This is a genomic window from Paraburkholderia antibiotica (genome assembly GCF_012927125.1).
Lineage (GTDB): Bacteria > Pseudomonadota > Gammaproteobacteria > Burkholderiales > Burkholderiaceae > Paraburkholderia > Paraburkholderia antibiotica.
Window position 1 is genome coordinate 94,497 of the sequence record NZ_JABBFZ010000005.1, and the last position, 19,046, is coordinate 113,542.

General features: G+C 64.8%; 19 protein-coding genes. 16 read left to right on the forward strand and 3 right to left on the reverse strand.

The annotated features are described in order from the left end of the window. The first annotated feature begins 65 nt into the window (after positions 1-65). Together HHL14_RS11390 and tdh are read left to right on the forward strand one after the other, a co-directional pair. Entirely contained in the window at positions 66-1,283 is a 1,218-nt protein-coding gene (locus HHL14_RS11390; RefSeq protein WP_169497710.1) for a glycine C-acetyltransferase, read from the forward strand. 28 nt (positions 1,284-1,311) lie between these two features. After that, positions 1,312-2,343 (forward strand): L-threonine 3-dehydrogenase, encoded by a 1,032-nt coding sequence (gene tdh, locus HHL14_RS11395; RefSeq protein ID WP_169497711.1) that lies wholly within the window; start codon positions 1,312-1,314, stop codon positions 2,341-2,343. Between the two features lie 43 nt (positions 2,344-2,386). On the opposite strand, the gene HHL14_RS11400 is transcribed toward tdh, so the two are convergent. After that, positions 2,387-3,037: a YceI family protein gene (locus HHL14_RS11400; protein ID WP_169497712.1), complete on the reverse strand. Its 651-nt coding sequence runs from the start codon at positions 3,035-3,037 to the stop codon at positions 2,387-2,389. Positions 3,038-3,180: 143 nt separating this feature from the next. On the opposite strand from HHL14_RS11400, the gene HHL14_RS11405 reads away from it, so the two are divergent. The 6 genes from HHL14_RS11405 (at position 3,181) to HHL14_RS11430 (ending at position 9,853) form a co-directional block, all read left to right on the forward strand. After that, on the forward strand, positions 3,181-3,900 hold the full coding sequence (locus HHL14_RS11405; RefSeq protein WP_169497713.1) for a TetR/AcrR family transcriptional regulator: 720 nt from the start codon (positions 3,181-3,183) through the stop codon (positions 3,898-3,900). A 14-nt stretch (positions 3,901-3,914) separates the two neighbouring features. Then, positions 3,915-4,394 carry a nuclear transport factor 2 family protein gene (locus tag HHL14_RS11410; RefSeq protein WP_169497714.1) on the forward strand — a complete coding sequence of 160 codons (480 nt, stop codon included), beginning with the start codon at positions 3,915-3,917 and terminating at the stop codon, positions 4,392-4,394. A gap of 245 nt (positions 4,395-4,639) precedes the next feature. Next, entirely contained in the window at positions 4,640-5,158 is a 519-nt protein-coding gene (locus tag HHL14_RS11415) for a hypothetical protein (protein WP_169497715.1), read from the forward strand. Positions 5,159-5,926: 768 nt separating this feature from the next. Further along, on the forward strand, positions 5,927-7,234 hold the full coding sequence (locus HHL14_RS11420) for an MFS transporter (protein WP_169497716.1): 1,308 nt from the start codon (positions 5,927-5,929) through the stop codon (positions 7,232-7,234). Between the two features lie 142 nt (positions 7,235-7,376). Next, the gene (locus HHL14_RS11425) at positions 7,377-8,813 is read left to right on the forward strand and encodes a spinster family MFS transporter (RefSeq protein ID WP_169497717.1); all 1,437 of its coding nucleotides are present in this window, start codon (positions 7,377-7,379) and stop codon (positions 8,811-8,813) included. A gap of 71 nt (positions 8,814-8,884) precedes the next feature. After that, on the forward strand, positions 8,885-9,853 hold the full coding sequence (locus HHL14_RS11430; RefSeq protein ID WP_169497718.1) for a PDR/VanB family oxidoreductase: 969 nt from the start codon (positions 8,885-8,887) through the stop codon (positions 9,851-9,853). A 45-nt stretch (positions 9,854-9,898) separates the two neighbouring features. On the opposite strand, the gene HHL14_RS11435 is transcribed toward HHL14_RS11430, so the two are convergent. Continuing rightward, positions 9,899-10,819, reverse strand: a complete 921-nt coding sequence (locus HHL14_RS11435) for a LysR family transcriptional regulator (RefSeq protein ID WP_169497719.1) — start codon at positions 10,817-10,819, stop codon at positions 9,899-9,901. Between the two features lie 180 nt (positions 10,820-10,999). Here HHL14_RS11435 and HHL14_RS11440 point away from each other — a divergent pair, with 180 nt between their 5' ends. From HHL14_RS11440 to HHL14_RS11450, 3 genes are read left to right on the forward strand one after another with little or no spacing between them, the layout of a single operon-like run. Continuing rightward, positions 11,000-12,283, forward strand: coding sequence for an aromatic ring-hydroxylating oxygenase subunit alpha (locus tag HHL14_RS11440; RefSeq protein WP_169497720.1), 1,284 nt, complete (start codon positions 11,000-11,002; stop codon positions 12,281-12,283). Then, positions 12,280-12,780 (forward strand): aromatic-ring-hydroxylating dioxygenase subunit beta, encoded by a 501-nt coding sequence (locus HHL14_RS11445; protein WP_169497721.1) that lies wholly within the window; start codon positions 12,280-12,282, stop codon positions 12,778-12,780. The genes HHL14_RS11440 and HHL14_RS11445 overlap by 4 nt, the downstream gene beginning before the upstream one ends. A gap of 9 nt (positions 12,781-12,789) precedes the next feature. Further along, positions 12,790-13,164, forward strand: a complete 375-nt coding sequence (locus tag HHL14_RS11450; RefSeq protein ID WP_169497722.1) for a tautomerase family protein — start codon at positions 12,790-12,792, stop codon at positions 13,162-13,164. A 34-nt stretch (positions 13,165-13,198) separates the two neighbouring features. On the opposite strand, the gene HHL14_RS11455 is transcribed toward HHL14_RS11450, so the two are convergent. Continuing rightward, entirely contained in the window at positions 13,199-14,689 is a 1,491-nt protein-coding gene (locus HHL14_RS11455) for a PAS domain-containing sensor histidine kinase (RefSeq protein WP_169497723.1), read from the reverse strand. Between the two features lie 274 nt (positions 14,690-14,963). Between HHL14_RS11455 and HHL14_RS11460 the strand changes: the two genes are divergently transcribed. The 5 genes from HHL14_RS11460 to HHL14_RS11480 are packed head-to-tail and all read left to right on the forward strand — an operon-like array spanning position 14,964 to position 19,046. After that, the gene (locus HHL14_RS11460; protein ID WP_169497724.1) at positions 14,964-16,133 is read left to right on the forward strand and encodes an acyl-CoA dehydrogenase family protein; all 1,170 of its coding nucleotides are present in this window, start codon (positions 14,964-14,966) and stop codon (positions 16,131-16,133) included. 47 nt (positions 16,134-16,180) lie between these two features. Then, positions 16,181-16,558, forward strand: coding sequence for a hypothetical protein (locus tag HHL14_RS11465; protein WP_169497725.1), 378 nt, complete (start codon positions 16,181-16,183; stop codon positions 16,556-16,558). Between the two features lie 28 nt (positions 16,559-16,586). After that, positions 16,587-17,141: a nuclear transport factor 2 family protein gene (locus HHL14_RS11470; RefSeq protein WP_169497927.1), complete on the forward strand. Its 555-nt coding sequence runs from the start codon at positions 16,587-16,589 to the stop codon at positions 17,139-17,141. Next, positions 17,138-18,280, forward strand: coding sequence for an amidase (locus HHL14_RS11475; RefSeq protein ID WP_169497726.1), 1,143 nt, complete (start codon positions 17,138-17,140; stop codon positions 18,278-18,280). Before HHL14_RS11470 ends, HHL14_RS11475 begins: the two co-directional genes overlap by 4 nt. Positions 18,281-18,302: 22 nt before the next feature. Continuing rightward, complete coding sequence (locus tag HHL14_RS11480) at positions 18,303-19,046, forward strand: SDR family NAD(P)-dependent oxidoreductase (RefSeq protein WP_169497727.1); 744 nt, start codon at positions 18,303-18,305, stop codon at positions 19,044-19,046.

Sequence of the window (19,046 nt, forward strand, 5' to 3'; positions counted from 1 at the left end):
TATAACAGGCCGTTCTTCCCGCGCCCATGCGAAGGCGGCCGCCATCATCCTCAGGAGTCCCGTTCATGCGAGACCAGTACCTTGCCCATCTGCGTGGCACGCTCGACCAGATCCGCGCCGACGGCTTCTACAAAAGCGAGCGTGTGATCGCGAGTCCGCAGTCGGCCGACGTACGTCTTGCCGACGGCAGCGGCGTGCTGAACTTCTGTGCGAACAACTACCTCGGTCTCGCCGACGACACGCGCCTGATCGAAGCCGCGAAACAGGGCCTCGACACCGACGGTTTCGGCATGGCATCGGTGCGCTTCATCTGCGGCACGCAAACCGTGCACAAGCAGCTCGAAGCCGCGCTCGCCGAATTCCTGCAAACCGACGACTGCATTCTCTATTCGAGCTGCTTCGATGCGAACGGCGGCCTGTTCGAAACGCTGCTCGATGAAAACGACGCGATCATCAGCGACGAGCTGAATCACGCGAGCATCATCGATGGCGTGCGGCTCTCGAAGGCGAAGCGCCTTCGCTACAAGAACAACGACCTCGCCGATCTCGAAGCGCGTCTGAAAGAAGCCGATGCGGCGGGCGCGCGCTTCAAGCTGATCGCGACCGACGGCGTGTTCTCGATGGACGGCATCATCGCGAACCTTGCCGGCATCTGCGATCTGGCCGACCGATACGGCGCGCTGGTGATGGTCGACGACTCGCACGCGGTCGGCTTCATCGGCGAACACGGTCGCGGCACGCCCGAGCATTGTGGCGTGCTGGCGCGCGTCGACATCATCACGGGCACGCTCGGCAAGGCGCTCGGCGGCGCCTCGGGCGGCTACGTCGCGGCGCGCAAGGAAGTCATCGAACTGCTGCGGCAGCGCTCGCGCCCGTATCTGTTTTCGAACACGCTGACGCCGAGCATTGCGGCCGCGTCGCTGAAGGTACTCGAATTGCTCGCCAGCGACGAAGGCGCGCAACTGCGTGCGCGCGTGCGCGAAAACGGCGCGCATTTCCGCCGCGCGATGAGCGCGCTCGGCTTCGAACTCGTGCCGGGCGAACATCCGATCATTCCGGTGATGCTCGGCGACGCGCAACTCGCGGGCAAGATGGCCGACGCGTTGCTGAAGGAAGGCGTCTACGTGATCGGCTTTTCGTTCCCGGTGGTGCCGCGCGGTCGCGCACGCATCCGCACGCAGATGAGCGCCGCGCACACGCCTGAGCAGATCGATCGCGCGGTCGACGCCTTCGCGCGCGTCGGCCGCGAACTCGGCGTGATCCCGTCACAGTCGCAGGCCTGATCGCCGCGTGATTCGAACGGAGAAGCAGATGAAAGCATTGGCAAAACTCGAACGCGGTCCGGGCCTCACGCTCACCGACGTGAAGAAGCCGGAAGTCGGCCATAACGACGTGATGATCCGCATCACGCGCACCGCGATTTGCGGCACCGACATTCATATCTGGAAGTGGGACGACTGGGCGCAAAAGACGATTCCGGTGCCGATGCACGTCGGCCACGAATACGTCGGTGAAATCGTCGAGATGGGGCAGGAAGTGCGCGGCTTTGCGATCGGCGATCGCGTGTCGGGCGAAGGGCATATCACCTGCGGCTTCTGCCGCAACTGTCGCGCGGGCCGTCGACATCTGTGCCGCAACACGGTCGGCGTCGGCGTGAATCGCGAAGGCGCGTTCGCCGAATATCTGGTGATTCCGGCCTTCAACGCGTTTAAGATTCCGCCCGAAATCTCCGACGATCTCGCCGCGATCTTCGATCCGTTCGGCAACGCCACGCACACCGCGCTGTCGTTCAACCTCGTCGGCGAGGACGTGCTGATTACCGGCGCGGGGCCGATCGGCATCATGGCGGTCGCAATCGCGAAGCACGTCGGCGCGCGCAACGTCGTGATTACCGATGTCAACGACTACCGCCTCGAGCTCGCGCGCAAGATGGGCGCGACGCGTGCGGTGAACGTCTCGCGCGAATCGCTGCAGGACGTGATGCACGATCTGCACATGGCCGAGGGCTTCGACGTCGGCCTCGAAATGTCCGGCGTGCCGAGCGCGTTCACGAGCATGCTGGAGGCGATGAATCACGGCGGCAAGATCGCGTTGCTCGGCATTCCGCCCGCGCAAACCGCGATCGACTGGACCCAGGTGATCTTCAAGGGCCTCGAAATCAAGGGCATTTATGGGCGCGAGATGTTCGAGACCTGGTACAAGATGGTCGCGATGCTGCAAAGCGGCCTCGATCTGTCGCCGATCCTCACGCATCATTTCAAGGTCGACGATTATCAGCAGGCGTTCGCGACGATGCTCTCGGGCGAGAGCGGCAAGGTGATTCTCGACTGGACCGCCGCGTGAACTAACGCACGATGACTGCAGCACCTTTCGACGCCCGCAGCGCTCACGCGCCTGCGGGCGTTTTCACGAATTCGGCCTGAATGCGCACGTGAATGTCGTCGCCGACGGCCGGATACCACGTCGCCAGACCGAACTTCGCGCGGCTGAAATGACCGTCGGCGGAAAAGCCGAGCGTGTCTTTTTTCGTCAGCGGATCGGGCGCGAAGCCGTTGAACGTGACGTCGAGCGTGACCGGCTGCGTGATGCCGCGAATCGTCAGCTCGCCGCTGAGCGTGCCGCGCGCTTCGCCGGTGCGCTCGAAGCGCGTGCTCGCGAAACGGATCTCCGGATAACGTTCGACGTCGAGCAGACTGTCGCTCTTCACCATCTTGTCGAGCAACGGCACGTTGGTGTCGATGCTCGCGGCGTCGATCGTGACCGAGGTCGTGCTGCGGTCCAGCCCTCCCTCTTGCCAGTCGAGCTGACCGTGTTTGCGATCGAAGCGCATCGTGAAGCGCGAATACTTGAAGTGATCGATATCGAAGGTGATGCTCGTATGATCCGGATCGATGTTGTAGCGGCCGACCGGCACGCGCGCTTCGTTCTGACTGACCGAATGCGTGAGCACCTGCACGGGCGTGCAGGCCATCGCGCTCAGCAGCGTGGCGCCGAGCAGCGCGCGTACCCACACGGTACGAAGGGAGTTTGAATTCATCGAAACACTTCCGGTTGAGCAAGGTGCGAATGAGGCCCGAACGATCTTCGTGACGATAGCAGCAGATCGCAGTAAGCGTAACCGGAGCGCGCAGACCCAGAGAAAAACTTGACGAAGGAGAATGATCGTTCTACCTTTCGTCCATGACCAGGCAAACGCAACCCCCCTCGACCGATTCCGCGCTGACGCGCGATGCGCGCGAGCGTCTGCTCGACGCCACCGAAGCGCTGATCTACGCCGGCGGCATCCACGCGACCGGCGTCGATGCGATCGTGCGGCAGTCCGGCACCGCGCGCAAAAGCTTCTACACGCATTTCGGATCGAAGGACGCGCTGGTCGCGGCCGCGCTCGAACGGCGCGACGAACGCTGGATGAACTGGTTTATCGCCGGCACCGAGCGGCGCGGCAAGACCGCGCGCCAACGCCTGCTCGGCATGTTCGACGTGCTGCGCGAATGGTTTGCGTCGGCGGACTTCCATGGCTGCGCGTTTCTGAACGCGGCCGGCGAAATCGCCTGCGCCGATGATCCGATCCGGATCGTCGCGCGCAAACACAAGACCCGTCTGCTCGATTTCGTGCGTACGCAGTGTGACGCGTTCGCGGTGGCGGCGGAAAGCGACAGGCGCCGCGCGGCGCCGCTCGCGCGGCAATGGCTGGTGCTGCTCGACGGAGCGATCGCGGTTGCGCTCGTCAGCGGCGAGGCCGATGCGGCGCGCGATGCGCAGACGGTCGCGACGACCCTGCTCGATGCGCAGATGGCGTCCGCGAAAAAGCCGCCGACCCAATCCGTAGCGAAAGCCGCGGCGAAATCCGCGAGTCAGCCCACACCGAAGCGGCCGCCATCCCGGCGCACCGCGACCTGACCAGGGGAACCCTGATGGCCGATACGATCGAAACCCGTCCGCCGCTGCCGCCGTTCACGCGCGACACCGCGATCCAGAAAGTGCGTGCCGCCGAAGACGCGTGGAATACGCGCGAAGCCGAGCGCGTGTCGCTCGCGTACACGACCGATAGCCTGTGGCGCAACCGCGCCGAATTCGTCCATGGTCGCGCGGAGATCGTCGACTTTCTGCGCCGCAAGTGGGCGCGGGAGCTCGACTATCGGCTGATCAAGGAGCTGTGGGCGTTCACGGAGAATCGCATCGCGGTGCGCTTTGCGTACGAGTGGCGCGACGATTCGAACAACTGGTTCCGCTCGTATGGCAACGAGAACTGGGAGTTCAACGAGCACGGTCTGATGGCGCGCCGTCACGCGAGCATCAACGATCTGCCGATCCGCGAAGCCGACCGGCTGTATCGCTGGCCGCTCGGCCGCCGTCCCGACGATCATCCGGGCTTGTCCGAACTCGGTCTGTAAGACAGGCTTGGACCTGCGACGCCGGCCGCGTATAGCGACGCGCGCCGGGCGTTTGCCGATTGTTCATCACTTCGCCATCGGTTCTCCGTTATCGTTGCGTTGGCGGCTGCCGGGCATGTCGCGTGCCCGGCCGTCCGAGCGCGTCCTCGACATCGACCGCGCGGCTTCAGGTACAGTGCGCGACGGGCAGCACGCACAACGACAAACGACAATGACACCGGCGCTCGACCGGTGGCGGAGAAGACATGCATTTTCGGCAGATGAACAAGAAGATCCGGCGTACCGCGATGGTAATTTTCGCAAGCCTGGCGATGGCCTCCGCCGCGCATGCGGGCAACTGGTGTGAGGGCGGCATCTGGGTCGACGCGATGCTCGGCTCGTACCACATCAACCCCGATCCCGACACCCATTTCGAACAGTTCAATCCGGGGCTCGGCGTCGAATGCTGGTTGAACAACCAGTGGGCGCTGACGGCCGGCGGCTTTCGCAACTCGTTGCGCCGGCCTTCGTACTACGGTGGCGGCGTCTGGGCGCCGGAGTTCGCGCACTGGGGCTTCATCCGCATCGCGGCGATCGCCGGCATCATCTCGGGCTACAACTACGGCAACTGGGGGCTCGGGCGCAATCACACGATCGGACCGGTGGTCGCGCCGATCGTGATGGTCGACTACAAGCGCGTCGGTGCGAACTTCATCGTGATTCCGCCGATTCCTTCCGATGACCTGCCGTTTACGATCGGGTTTCAGGTGAAGTTCAAGTTCTAACGAACTTCACTGACTGGGTCGTTGCACCAAAGGTGAGTGTTTTCGGGAGCTTTAGGGCGTAGTTCGAAGCGAAGAAGCGATGGCAAGCGATTGCGACGGCGCGCGATACATGGCGCGCCGTGGTGATCTCCTGGAACTCCTCACCTTTCGCAGTTGCATCGGCGGTTTCGGCAACTCCTGGAAATCCTCACCATCCTGGAAGCGCTCACCTTGAACTGACGAACAGCCGCACTTTAGCCCCGTATACCAGCGTATTTTCCGCACCAAGGGCGAGCGGCGTGTTAGACCAAAAGGCCGCCTCGCAGCATGGCCGCGCCTCGCAACGCACACCGATGAAGCCGCGCCTACGCACGTGGAGATGCGCGTCGAGGTACGCCTCTTCTAACACCGAGCGACCACGTCACAGCAGCGTCTCGCCACATGCCGCGCCCACCTCCCGTAAATCCTCACCATAGCGCGATCTCCTGGAATTCCTCACCATTCACACGCGCCGCAGCGCGGGGGCTGCGCGAAACCATTCATACGATATTTCCCAGCCAGCGGCCCACACGGCCCACACGCCACACAGCGCAATGCACCGCGCCGCTCATCCGGCCGCGCCCAGGCCAGGCCGCTACGCCAACCCGCCCACGCGTCGGCATATTTACTCCACTGATACCCGCCCTGCTTTTCGGCCAATTTGACGCGGCTATCTGTCGCCTCGACACTGCGTATCGTGCGAAGCCTTCATGAAAGGCCGCATTCCCCACCTATCCAATGCGAGCAGATATGGCTTCCGTTCAATCCCCGATCGCGACCACGTGCGCCACGGCAGAGTCGGATCGCGCACTCAGGAAAATCATCATCGCGTCGGTCGCCGGCAACGCGATGGAGTGGTACGACTTTTTCGTCTATGGCACCGCCGCCGCGCTCGTGCTCGGGCAACTGTTTTTTCCCGCGAACGCGAACCCGTTGATCGGCACGATCGGTGCGTTTGCCGCGTTCGCGATCGGCTTCGTCGCGCGGCCGCTCGGCGGCGTCGTGTTCGGGCATATCGGCGATCGTTACGGACGCCGTGCGTCGCTCGTGTGGACGCTGCTGATCATGGGCTTTGCGACCTTCGGCATCGGCCTGTTGCCGACCTACGAGCATATCGGTCTGGCCGCGCCGGCCGCGCTCGCCGGATTGCGCCTGCTGCAAGGCATTGCGTCCGGCGGCGAATGGGGCGGCGGCGTGCTGATGATCAGCGAGAACGCTCCGCCCGAAAAGCGCGGCTATTTCGCGGCGTGGAGCCAGCTCGGCGTGGGCGGCGGCTTCGTGCTGTCGGCGGGCGCGTTTCTCGCGGTGCAGGCGTTGCCGCACGATCAGTTCATCTCGTGGGGTTGGCGTCTGCCGTTTCTCGCGAGCATCGTGATCTTCGCGCTCGGCGTGTACATCCGCCACAACCTGCCCGAGAGCCGCGACTTCGAGAACGTCGACAAGGCGGGCAAGACCACGCACATGCCGGTGCTCGAAGCGATCCGGCGTCATCCGAAAGAGATCCTGATGGCGATGGGGCTGCGGGTCGCGGAAAACGGCGGCGCCTATATTTTTCTTGCGTTCTCGCTCGTGTACGGCAAGTTCGTCGGCATTTCGAATTCGGTGATGCTGACCGGCGTGATGCTCGCGATGGTTGTCGAAATGGGCGCGATGCTCGCGTGGGGCAAGCTGTCGGACCGCCTCGGGCGCAAGCCGGTGTATATGATCGGCGCGGTCTCGCTGGTGGTGATGGCGTTTCCGTTCTTCTGGCTGCTCAACACGCATTCGACGCCGCTGATCTGGCTCGCGCTGATACTCGGCACGGCGGTCTGCCATGGCGCGATGATCGGCACACTGCCCGCGCTGGTCGGCGAACTGTTCAGCACCGAAGTGCGCTATTCGGGCGTCGCGCTCGGCCATGAAGTCGCGTCGATCTTCGCCGGCGGTCTGTCGCCGCTGATCGCAACCGCGCTGCTCGCGCACTACCAGGCGTATTGGCCGGTCGCCGTGTTCCTGATCCTGCTGGGTCTCGTCACCGTCGTGACGCTGAAGTTCACGCACGAAACGCGTCGGCAGTAGCGCGCGGTTTGGCGTGCTCACGCCACTTCCACGGCATGGCCACTCCGTTTCACCCCGCTTCAATTCCACTTTCCTCGAAGCATTCGCGCGGCGCGAGCCGGCGCGAATGCTTTCTCACACCTATATCGACCGGAGACACACGATGAACCTGCCGAGTGCAACGCGCACATCGAACAGGCGCTATACCTATGAATGGTATGTCGTCGTTATCTGCATGCTCGCCTATATTTTTTCGTTCGTCGATCGACAGGTGCTCGCGCTGATGATCGAGCCGATCAAGCGCGATCTGCAATTGAGCGACACGCAGTTCAGCCTGCTGCACGGCTTCGCGTTCTCGCTGTTCTATGCGGTGATGGGCATGCCGCTCGCGTATCTCGCGGATCGTTTCTCGCGGCCGCGCATCATCGCCGGCGGCATCGCGCTGTGGAGCGTCGCGACGGCCGCCTGCGGCGTGAGCCAGAATTTCGTGCAGATGTTCCTGTCGCGCATGAGCGTCGGTGTCGGCGAAGCGGCGCTGTCGCCCGGCACTTACTCGATGCTCGCGGACCTGTTTCCAAAGTCCCGTCTGGGGCGCGCGGTGGGCGTCTATTCGCTCGGCTCGTTCATCGGCGGCGGCGTCGCGTTTCTGGTGGGCGGCTATGTGATCGCGCTGCTCAAGCACGCGAGCGTGTTCACGCTGCCGCTCATCGGCGATGTGCGCGCGTGGCAGATCACGTTCCTGATCGTCGGCCTGCCGGGGCTGCTGATCGCGCTGCTGTTTCGGCTGACGGTGCGCGACCCCGCGCGAAAGGGTCTTGCACAGGACGGCGCGGGTCAGGTGAAGCGCGTATCGATGGCGGATTCGCTGCGCTTTGTCGGCACGCACCGGAAGACGTTCTTCTGCCACTACCTCGGCTTCTCGTTCTACGCGATGACGCTGTATTGCCTGATGAGCTGGAGCCCGGCGTTCTACATGCGTCACTTCGGGCTGTCGCCGGTCGAAGCGGGCTACACGCTTGGCACGGTGCTGCTGGTCGCCAACACCGCGGGCGTTTTCTGCGGCGGCTGGCTCAGCGATCTGCTGCTGCGTCGTGGTCACGCGGATGCGCCGCTGCGCGCGGCCTGCATCGGCGCGGCCTGTATGTTCGTGCCGGCCGTCGCGTTTGCGCAGAGCGCGAGTCTTGGCGTGTCGCTCGCGTGGCTCGTCGTCGCGATGTTCTTCGCGTCGTTCCCGCTCGCCACCTCGGCCGCCGCGATGCAGGCGCTCGCGCCGAACCAGATGCGCGCGCAAATCTCGGCGCTGTTCCTGCTCGTGTCGAACCTGATCGGCCTGGGCCTCGGCACGACGCTGGTCGCGCTCGTCACGGACAAGGTGTTCGGCTCGCCGCTCGCCGTCGGTCATTCGATGACCGTCATCAACGCGATCGCGACCGCGCTGACGGTGGGGCTGCTGTTCGTCGGTTGCAAGCATTTCCGCACGAGCCTCGAACGCGAGGCACAGCATGCGGGAATGGGCGCCGACGCATCCGCCGTGCTGGAAACGGCATCCGCCGCGCCGACCAATAACATCAATCCAGCTGATGTGAGAAAGGCTTTTTAATCTATTTTGTTTATTCGGGTTGCGGCGCTAATCTCGGCACATCGTCCCCTGCAATCCATCGGAAGGCCATCATGCAAGCTCCCACCCTGAAAGTCCGCGTCGACGCATTGCGCGAGGAGGCGCATGGCGTGCGCTCGTTCAGCATCTCGCGACTCGATGGGCTGCCGTTCGAGCGCTACGAACCGGGCGCGCATATCGACGTGACGAGTCCCGCGGGCATCACGCGTCAGTATTCGTTGTGCGGCGACCCCGAATGCGTGGACTCGCAGATTTTCGCGGTGAAGAAAGAGGAGCAGTCGCGCGGCGGCTCGCGTTCGCTGCATGAGGAAGTGAGCGTCGGCACCGAGCTGTCGATCGGCGCGCCGCGCAATCTGTTTCGCCTCGAAGAGCGCGCCGGCGAGCACATCCTGATCGGCGCGGGCATCGGCATCACGCCGTTGCTGTCGATGGCGTACCGGCTCGCCGCGTGCCACGCGCGCTTCACGCTGCACTATTTCGCCCGCAGCGAAGCGCACGCGGCGTTCATGACGCTGCTCACGCGCGAGCCGTTCGCGCAGCACGTGAAGCTGCATTTCGGCGTCGAGCGTGAGCAGTTGCCGGCCGCGCTCGATGCGTGTCTGCGCGACGCGGGCAACGATGCGCACGTGTACACGTGCGGACCGGCGCCGTTCATGGACCTCGTGGTCGAGACCGCGCAGACGCGCTTGCCCGCCGACGCGATTCATCTCGAACGCTTCAAGGCCGAGCCGGCGCCTGCCGCCGACGCGTCGCTCGACAGCTTCGACGTGCAGCTCGCGAGCAGCGGTCAGATGGTGCGGGTCGACGCGAACACGTCGATCGTCGAGGCGCTCGCGTCGATCGGCATCGAAGTGGACACGTCGTGCGGCGAGGGCGTGTGCGGCACCTGCATGGTCGACGTGGTGAGCGGCGAGCCGGAGCATCGCGATCACTGCCTGAGCAAGGCCGAGCGCGCGAGCAACGGCGTGATCTGCTGCTGCGTGTCGCGCTCGCGCTCGCCGGTACTCGTGCTCGACCTGTAAGGCCGAGCCGCGGAATGATCGAGCCGCTGAGCTACCGCAGCGCGATCACATCTTCTCGAAGCCCGCGAGAATCTCGGTGATGAGCCCGCGCATCCACGCGATGCCTTCGTCTTCGTGGAAGTGTTCGTGCCAGTGCATCGTCACGGCGGCCTTCGGCAACGGCACGGGCAACCCGTAGATACGGAACGCGTCGCCGCGATTGAGGATGTGCGCGAGCCGTTCCGGCAGCGTCGCGAACAGGTCCGTCGCGGCGAGCACGCCAGGCACCGCGACGAAGTGCGGCAACGCGAACGCGATGTTGCGGCCGACACCCTGCGCGCGCAGCGCGTCGTCGAGCGCATGGTGGCTGTGTTCGAGCGAGCGCACCTGAATGTGCGACGCAGCGAGAAACCGGTCGAGCTTCAGCGTGTTGCCGGCGGGCAGATCGCGCCGCTTGCGCGTCATGCACACATACGACTCTTCGAACAGCAGGCTATGCCGCGTGCGCGGCAGCAGCGACGGCAGATTGCCGATCGCGAAGTCGAGCCGGCTCGAACGCAACGCCTCCTCGATCTCCTCCACCGGCAACGGCTCGACCCCCAGCTTCACGCGCGGTGCGGCCTTCTGCAGCGCCGCGCACAGCGCCGGTAGATACGCCATTTCGCCGGCATCCGATAGCGACAGACGAAACGTGCGCGTGCTCGTCGACGGATCGAAGCGCTCCGCGTAACGCAGCGCCTGGCGCACGGTATCGAGCGCATGGCCGACGATCTCCGCGAGTTCGAGCGCGACCGGCGTCGGCTGCATGCCTGCGCGCGTGCGGATGAAAAGCGGGTCGTCGAACATCGTGCGCAGCCGGCCGAGCGAATAGCTGACCGCCGGTTGCGACAGCGCGAGGCGTTCGCCCGCGCGGGTCAGGCTGCGCTCTTCGACGATCGCCTGGAACACCCTCAGCAGATTGAGATCGACGTGGTCGATGGAAGTCATGGGAACACTCTCGGGATATCAGCCGGATTTATCCGGCGACCTGTTTTTAATCGATTTGACGCATGATCATCGCAAAGCGAGACTGATGTCAACGAGAGGATGCGCTGATGTGTTACACGCGGCTGGATGCGTCGGAGTGCGTCTTCGTTTCGACAACGCGACTTTTCCCTACCCCACAAGATGAGTACGCCGAACTATCAAACCATCGACACCAGCGCTTTAGCGAAGCGCGCCGAGGCCGATCGCATCGCGCCATCCCTCTACTACGATCCCGAGTTGTTCGAAGCCGAACTCGAACGCATTTTCTACAAGACCTGGATCTGGGTCGCGCACGACAGCGAACTGCCGAAGCCGGGCGATTTCATCACGACGACGATCGGCCGCCAGCCGGTCATCGTCGTGCGCGACAGGAGCGGCGCGGTCAACGTGCTGCAGAACCGCTGCCGTCATCGTGGCGCGACCGTGTGCGAGGAGCACAAGGGCAACGCGAAGGGCTTCACGTGCCCGTATCACAGCTGGTCCTATGCGCTCGACGGCACGCTGCGCGCGCTGCCGTACGGCGACGGTTACGAAGGCGTGTGCGAGAAAGGCGATCTGCCGCTGAAGAAGCTGCGCGTGGGCGTCTATCAAGGCTTGATCTTCGCGAGCTTCAACGAAACGATCGAACCGCTCGAAGATTTTCTCGGTGGCGCGAAGCCGTGGATCGACCTGTTCATGAAGCAGGGTGCCGGCTATCCGATCAAGGCCAACGGCGAGCACAAGTTCAAGTTCAAGGGCAACTGGAAGATCCAGCTCGAGAATACGACGGACCTGTATCACTTCCCGGTCGTGCACAAGTCGTGGATGAAGTCGATCGACGACGAAACCGCCGCCGCGATCACCAGCTTCATGACCAGCGACGACGCATTCTGCCGCTCGCTCGGCAACGGCCATAGCCTCGCGGTGCTGATGCCCGAGATCGTCGATCTGGACAAGGACGACGGCGCGCCGCTGCCCGAGCGCTTCAGCGAACTCACCGCGCAACTCGCGCAAAAACACACGCCGGAAGAAGTGCGCCGCATCGTACGTTCGCTGATGGGCGTCGGCTTCAACCTGAACCTGTTTCCGAATCTGGCATTGTCGATGGCGTTCTTCCGCGTGCTGCGGCCGATTTCCGCCGAAGAAACGGAAATTCGCCACGTCGCGCTCGCGATGGACGGCGGCCCCGACGAAGCGAACCGCGTGCGCCTGCGCATTCATGAGCACTTCCAGGGCCCGTTCGGTTTCGGCAGTCCCGACGACGCCGAAGCGTGGGAGCGCGTGCAGCGCGGCTCGCATGCGGGAGCGGACGTACCGATCCTCGTCAATCGCGGCTTGAATCGCGAAACCACCGCCGCGAACGGCGAGAAGACCGCACACGCAACCGATGAAACCGGCATGCGCGAAGCCTACCGGCAATGGCGCGTAATGATGGAGCAGGCATGATGGACGACCGCAACGCACTCTTTTCCCACCAGACCTTCGCGCGCGCAATCGAATTCATCTGGCGCGAAGCCGAATTGCTCGACCGGCGCGACTATCGCGAGTGGCTCGAACTGTGGGACCCGGCCGGCCACTACGTGGTGCCGATCGACCCCAATACGACCGATTTCGCGGCGACGCTGAACTACGCGTACGACGATCAGCACATGCGCGAGCTGCGCGTGCAGCGCATGATGTCGGGTTATTCGGCGTCCGCGTCGGACGCCGCGCGCACGGTGCGCACGGTGTCGCGCTTCACGCTCGCGAGCGACAGCGCCGACATGGTCGAGGTGCAGTCGTCGCAGATCATCATCGCGTACAAGCGCGGCATGTCGACGATCTTCGCGGCCAATCTCACGCACAAGATCAGCATGGCGAGTGGCGAGCCGCGCCTCGTCGAGAAGGTGATCCGCCTGATCGATTCCACCGATGCGCTGAGCGCGATCGGCTTTCTGCTCTGACGGGTCATCATGCCGACACTCGAAGTCTATCTGCCGCAAGGCTACGCGGACGAACGCAAGGCGCAACTGATTCAGGGTTTGACGGAGGCGACCGTTCGGGCGATCGGCGCGCCCGCCGAGTCCGTGCGGATTCTGCTCTCGGAGCTGGGCGCGGCGCATGCCGGTCTCGGCGGCAAGCTCACGCCCGCCGCGTTGCCGGTGATCGTCGCGATTCTGATCGCGGGGCGCACCGATGCGCAGAAGGAAGCGTTGATCGCTCAGCTATCCGAAACGATTGCCACGGTTCTCGACGTGCCGTTGCCGTCCACGCGCGTGATGATCAAGGACATCCCGAACACGGACTTCGGCATCGGCGGCAAGACCGCGCGGGCGCTGGGCCGCTAGCGTCGCGATGCGCTCAGCCTCGCGACCGTTTCGATCATTGCGGCCGTTGCGGCAGCAACGGCAACGCAAAGCGGCAGTCGAGGCCGCCGCTTGCCGCGCGCTGCGCCCAGATGCGCCCGTCGTGTCGCGCGACGATGTTCTTGCACAGCGACAGCCCGATGCCGTTGCCGCCCGCCTTCGACGAAGAAAAGCCGTCGAACAGGCGGTCGAGTTCGCCGTCGGCGACGCCGGGGCCGTTGTCGATCACGTGAAGCTCGGCCGCGCCGTTGTGTGCCGACGTGGCGAGCGTGACGATACGCTCGGGCTGGGTCGCGCCGCTCAGCGCGTCCACTGCATTGAACGCCAGATTGAGCATCACCTGACCGATCAGCACGCGTTCGCAATGGATCGGCAATGGTTGCGGCGCCTGTTCGAGCCTGACGGTCACGCCTGCGTCGCGCGCCCGCAGTTCGATGAAATACGCGACTTCCGCGAGCACGTCACGCAGGTCCGCTTCGGCCGCGACGGGCTCGCGCTTGCCGACGAATTCGCGCACGCTTTTGATGATCAGCGCCGCGTGCTCCGCCTGCCGGTCCGCCGCGCGCAAACCCCACACCGCGCTGTCGATCGCATCCGGCTGCTGCAGACGCTGGATCGCGCCTTCGATGAAATTGCGCACCGCCGCGAGCGGCTGGCTCAGTTCGTGTGCGATGGCCGTCGCCATTTCGCCCATCGCGTTGTAGCGTCCCGCGTATTCGAGCATGCGCGCTTCGATGCGGCGCGTTTCTTCCAGCGCCACTTCTTCGCTGATGTCGCGAAAGTGCGCGAGCACGCCATTGAGTTCGGCGTCGATATCAACGCGTCGGCACGTGATGCGCAGCCAGCGTTGCGCGCCGTCGCGCCGCGTGATGCGGTAGCGTTGCGCGCCGGTCGATGCGCCCGCATGTTCGCGGGACGCGTCGCGCAGTTGCGCGGCGAGACGGTCGCGGTCTTCGCGCGTGCAGTAGTCGAGCGGCACGCCGAGCGGCGCCTGCGCGGCGACGCCGAGCACGCGCCGTCCGGACTCGCTCAGATACGCGATCTTGCCGCGCGGCGTGATCAGCGCGACGCCTTCGCCGAGGTCCTGCATGTACTCGCGCAAACGCGTTTCGTAGCTGCGCAACTTCTGACGCATCGCCTCTTCTTCGCTGATGTCGCGAAACTGCACCATCACGACCGCCCGTTCGCGCAACGGCACATACGTCGCGATCGCTTCCGACAGCATGTCCACGCCGGTGCGCGATCGATAGCACCACTCGTAGGCCTGCGGGCCCTGCGTAACAGAACGATCCATTGCATCGACGGCGATTTCGCGGCGGTATTTCGCGTCGTTGCGCGTCATGTGATGCGCCTTCAGCGGCAGCAGTTCGTCGAGCGTGAAGCCGAGCGCGACGCACGCCGCGCGGTTCGCCCACACGATCGCCTTGGTCCCGGCGTCGTGCAGCAGCACGCACTGATTGAGCGCATCGAGCAGTACGCGGAAATCGGGTTCGGACAGGGTGGTCATGGAGAGCCGTTCAATGCGCAAAGACCGCTGCAAACGCTGGTGCAAAAGCTGGTGAAAGCGCCGATGAAAACGCGCGCGCCGGTCGAGCGTCAACCATACCACCGCCGTTGCCGCGCATCGCTAAAGAATTCCTTACCCGCATCGGGAGATTGCCCTAAGCCGCGTCATCTCTTCCCAATTGTCCGCGCTTATTGGCGTTTCTAGACTGGCTTCATCGTGTGCAGGCAACACACTATCCCCACCATTCAACGTCACAAAAGATACGGAGACGCCCATGTCACTCGCCGCCGCTGTCAAGCAACAGGACGATGTAGCCCAATCCGAAGAACTCGCACTCGATGACGTGATCGCCGAAATTGCACGGCGACGCGAAGAGTTCGAACGTTTGTCGCATGTGCCGCGCGATGTGATCGAGATGCTCAAGCGCGCGCGCATCTATCGGGCGGCGACGCCGAAGTGCTTCGGCGGCGATGCGCGCGCGCCCGGCGAATTTCTGCAGATGATCGAGCGCATCGCGACCGCCGACGGCTCGGCGGCGTGGGTCGCGAGTTTCGGCTCGGCCAATCTGTATCTCGCCGCGTTGCCGCTCGCAACGCAGGCGCAGATTTACGCCGACGGTCCCGACCAGGTGTTCGCGGGCGGCCTGTTTCCGGTGCAGAACGCGACGCCCGAGCCCGGCGGTTTTCGCGTCAACGGCACGTGGAAGTTCGCGAGCGGTTGCAAGGGCGCGGACTGGCTCGGTGTCGGCATTGGTACCGGCAAGGCCGGCGAAGCGCCGGGCAAACCGCGCACGGCGGTGTTCCGGCCTGAGCAGGTCGAGATCGTCGAGAACTGGAACGTGGTCGGCATGCAGGGCACCGGCAGTCACGATCTGCGCGTGTCGAACCAGTTCGTCGCCGAAGACTGGACCTTCGTGCGCGGCGGCGCGCCGAGCGTCGACGAACCGCTGTATCGCTACCCGACCATCGCGTACGCGGCGCAGGTGCTCGCGGTCGTCAACCTCGGTCTGGCGCGCGCGGCGCTCGACGTCGCCAACAATATGGCGGGCGGCCGCAAGACCACCACCGGCGCGCCGCAACTCGCGGACCGCGCGTATTACCGCATCGAACTCGCGAAGGCCGAAGCGCAGCTGCGCTCCGCGCGCGCGTTCTTCTACGAGTCGACCGACAGCGTGTGGCAGTCGATTCTCGCGGGCAACGACGTGACGCCCGATCAGGTCAGTCTGCTGCGCCTGTCGGCCACGCAGATCGCGCGCGAAGGCGCCGACGTCGTGAATCGCGCGTATCGACTCGGCGGCACGACCGCGATCTATCGCAACCATCCGCTGCAACGTCTCGCGCGCGACGCGATGGTCGTCACGCAGCACGCCTTTCTCGGCGAGGGCAATTACGACGGCGCCGGCGCGGTATTCGTCGGCGTGCAGCCGATTCCCGGCTACCTGTGAGCTTTCTTCAATCAACCGAATCACGAACCGAACCAAGGAACGTCCCGATGAGCGATACCCGAAACCTGCCGTTGCGTGTGCTGTTCTGCTGCGGCGTCTCGCAGAATTTCTTCGACCTGCCGCGCGAACAGATCGGCGAAGTGTGGCAAGCGTACGGCAAGATGCTCAACGCGATCGAAGCGATGGACAACGTGCGCGTGCTCGGCGTGATGGACGACGACCGGCTGGTGGTCGGCAATGCCGACGGCGCGCCGTGGACCTTCTACATCATGGCCGACGTCGCCGACTTCGACACCGCTGTGGCCGTCTGCAACCTGTATCGCACGACGCCGGTCGGCGACTACAACCTGTGGCGCTACGGCAAGATCGAAGCGCGCGTCGGCCGGGCGTTGACGGTGCCGCCCGCGGTCGCAAACCAGGGGTGACGCGATGACCGATGCGATAACCGCGGCAATGACCGATGCGCGAGCCGACACGAAAGCGGCAGCACAAAACGCCGCGCCCCTCGACGCCTTGCTCGCGCGCATCCAGGCGCTCGAAGCGCAGAACGCGGTGCGCAACACGATCGCCCGCTATATGGCGCTGTGCGATGTGCCGGTGCGCGTGCTCGAAGGCGAAGCGCTCGCCGCGCTGTTTTCCGCCGACGCGATCTGGGAAGGCCTCGGCCGGCAATACGCGCACAAGTTCGGGCGTCTCGAAGGGCCCGCGCAGATTGTCGCCATGCTGCAGCGTTATCTGCCGCCCACGCCGCATTTCGCGACCAATACGCACTTTCTGAGCTCGGAGCACATCGACGTGAACGGCGCGAATGCGAAAGGCCGCTGGATCATGTTGCAGGCATCGGGCTATGTCGATGGAAAAGCCGAGCTGATCGCCGCGCGCCTCGAAGTGGACTTCGTGCCCGCCGCGCACGACGGTGGCGCGACGTGGCTGATCCGGCATTTCCGCACCGAGCGTCTCTTCGATGCACCGTGGCAAGTCAACCCGGCTCAAGGAGCGTCCGCATGAGCGCATTTCTGCAAAGCTTCGATCTCGGCGCAACCGAGAACGCCCACGCGCCGACGATCGCGATCAAGGACAGCATCGACATCGCGGGCTACGCGACCACGGCCGCGAGTCGCGCGCTCGCCGACGCTCCGCCCGCGACGCGTCACGCCGACGTGGTGCAACGTCTGCTCGATGCCGGTTGGCGCATCACCGGCAAGACCAACATGCACGAACTGGCGTTCGGCATGACGGGCATCAACGACTTCAGCGGCACGCCGCTCAATCCGCAGGACGCGGTGCGCATTCCGGGCGGCTCGTCGAGCGGGTCCGCGTCGGCGGTCGGACAGAAGCGGGTGGACGCCGCGCTCGGCACTGACACCGGCGGCTCGATTCGCGGCCCTGCCGCCTGTTGCGGCGTGATCGGCCTGAAGCCGACGTTCGCGCGCGTCTCGCGACAGGGCGTGGCGCCGGCGTTCACGACGCTCGACTGCGTCGGACCGTTCGCGCGCGACATGCGCACGATCGTCGACGTGATGGCCGCCATCGATCCTTCGTTTCAGGCGAGCGAGGCATGCCGTGATGCGTCGTCGCTACGGCTCGGCGTGGTGAGCGTGACGGCCGACGACGAGATCGCCAGCGCGATCGCCGCTGCGCTCGCGCGAGCCGGTCTCGCGACCCAGGCCGTCGAGCTTGTATCGATGCAGGACGCGTTCGCGGCGGGACTCGCGGTCATTAACGCGGAGACCTCGCGCGCATTCGGTCATCTGGTGGACAGCGGCAAGCTCGGCGCCGATATCGAAGCGCGTCTGCGCGCGGCCGCGAACACCAGCGCCGCCGATCTCGACGCGGCCGAGCGCGTGCGCCGCGCGTTCACCGACGAGGTGGATCGCGCGCTCGATCGGGTCGACGTGCTGGTGCTGCCGACGCTGCCCGCGTTGCCGATCACGCTCGAAGCGGCGCGCGCGGGTACGTCGGTGATCGCGATGTCGTCGCTGATCCGGCCGTTCAATCTGAGCGGACATCCAGCGCTTACGCTGCCCGTACCGCTCGAACATTCGACGCTGAAGGCGGGGCTGCAGATCGTCGGCCGCAAGAACGACGACGAAACGGTGTGCGCGGTGGCCGCGCATATCGAAGCGCGGCTCGCGCATCCAGTCTGAACGCAATCGAGGAGTGAGCAACATGTCGAACAGAATCTCGCTCGTCACGGGCGCCGCGCGCGGACTCGGCGCAGTCGTCGCGCGTACCTTTCACGAAGCGGGCTACAAGGTCGCATTGGCCGATATCGCGCTCGAACCGGCGCACGCGCTCGCGCGCGAACTCAGCGCGGATGGGTCGAGCGCCTGCGCCATCCGGCTCGACGTGACGCGCAAAGAGGATTTCGAAGCCGCGCGCGATACCGTGCTCGAACGCTGGGGCGCGCTCGATGCGCTGATCAACAATGCGGGGGCATCGAAAGTCGTGTCGGTGATGGACATCACCGCCGAGCAGTTCGATCAGGTCATCAACGTGAACCTGCGCAGCGTGTTGTTCGGCTGCCAGGTGTTCGGCCAGTACTTTGCGCAGCGTGGCATGGGCCGTATCGTCAATATTGCTTCGCTGGCGGGACAGAACGGCGGCTCGGCGACGGGCGCGCATTACGCGGCCGCGAAGGGCGGCGTGCTGACGCTGACCAAGGTCTTCGCACGCGATCTCGCCGCGCGCGGCGTGACGGTCAACGCGATTTCGCCGGGGCCGCTCGATCTGCCGATCGTTCACGAGAGCGTGCCGGCTGACAAGCTGGAGAAAGTGATCGAAGGCATTCCGGTGGGCAGGCTCGGCGCGGCTTCCTATATCGCCGACGTGGCGGTGATGCTGGCATCCGGCGATGCCTACTTTGCCAACGGCGCATGCTGGGACGTCAACGGAGGCCTCTATATGCGCTGA

What these genes read in the sequence shown, in the direction of transcription:
- HHL14_RS11435 (WP_169497719.1), bottom strand. Translation starts at nt 10,819, where the DNA reads ATGACTTCCATCGACCACGTCGATCTCAATCTGCTGAGGGTGTTCCAG.
- HHL14_RS11390 (WP_169497710.1), top strand. Translation starts at nt 66, where the DNA reads ATGCGAGACCAGTACCTTGCCCATCTGCGTGGCACGCTCGACCAGATC.
- HHL14_RS11420 (WP_169497716.1), top strand. Translation starts at nt 5,927, where the DNA reads ATGGCTTCCGTTCAATCCCCGATCGCGACCACGTGCGCCACGGCAGAG.
- HHL14_RS11425 (WP_169497717.1), top strand. Translation starts at nt 7,377, where the DNA reads ATGAACCTGCCGAGTGCAACGCGCACATCGAACAGGCGCTATACCTAT.
- HHL14_RS11470 (WP_169497927.1), top strand. Translation starts at nt 16,587, where the DNA reads ATGACCGATGCGCGAGCCGACACGAAAGCGGCAGCACAAAACGCCGCG.
- HHL14_RS11415 (WP_169497715.1), top strand. Translation starts at nt 4,640, where the DNA reads ATGCATTTTCGGCAGATGAACAAGAAGATCCGGCGTACCGCGATGGTA.
- HHL14_RS11445 (WP_169497721.1), top strand. Translation starts at nt 12,280, where the DNA reads ATGATGGACGACCGCAACGCACTCTTTTCCCACCAGACCTTCGCGCGC.
- HHL14_RS11480 (WP_169497727.1), top strand. Translation starts at nt 18,303, where the DNA reads ATGTCGAACAGAATCTCGCTCGTCACGGGCGCCGCGCGCGGACTCGGC.
- HHL14_RS11440 (WP_169497720.1), top strand. Translation starts at nt 11,000, where the DNA reads ATGAGTACGCCGAACTATCAAACCATCGACACCAGCGCTTTAGCGAAG.
- HHL14_RS11405 (WP_169497713.1), top strand. Translation starts at nt 3,181, where the DNA reads ATGACCAGGCAAACGCAACCCCCCTCGACCGATTCCGCGCTGACGCGC.
- HHL14_RS11450 (WP_169497722.1), top strand. Translation starts at nt 12,790, where the DNA reads ATGCCGACACTCGAAGTCTATCTGCCGCAAGGCTACGCGGACGAACGC.
- HHL14_RS11430 (WP_169497718.1), top strand. Translation starts at nt 8,885, where the DNA reads ATGCAAGCTCCCACCCTGAAAGTCCGCGTCGACGCATTGCGCGAGGAG.
- HHL14_RS11400 (WP_169497712.1), bottom strand. Translation starts at nt 3,037, where the DNA reads ATGAATTCAAACTCCCTTCGTACCGTGTGGGTACGCGCGCTGCTCGGC.
- HHL14_RS11465 (WP_169497725.1), top strand. Translation starts at nt 16,181, where the DNA reads ATGAGCGATACCCGAAACCTGCCGTTGCGTGTGCTGTTCTGCTGCGGC.
- HHL14_RS11475 (WP_169497726.1), top strand. Translation starts at nt 17,138, where the DNA reads ATGAGCGCATTTCTGCAAAGCTTCGATCTCGGCGCAACCGAGAACGCC.
- HHL14_RS11455 (WP_169497723.1), bottom strand. Translation starts at nt 14,689, where the DNA reads ATGACCACCCTGTCCGAACCCGATTTCCGCGTACTGCTCGATGCGCTC.
- tdh (WP_169497711.1), top strand. Translation starts at nt 1,312, where the DNA reads ATGAAAGCATTGGCAAAACTCGAACGCGGTCCGGGCCTCACGCTCACC.
- HHL14_RS11460 (WP_169497724.1), top strand. Translation starts at nt 14,964, where the DNA reads ATGTCACTCGCCGCCGCTGTCAAGCAACAGGACGATGTAGCCCAATCC.
- HHL14_RS11410 (WP_169497714.1), top strand. Translation starts at nt 3,915, where the DNA reads ATGGCCGATACGATCGAAACCCGTCCGCCGCTGCCGCCGTTCACGCGC.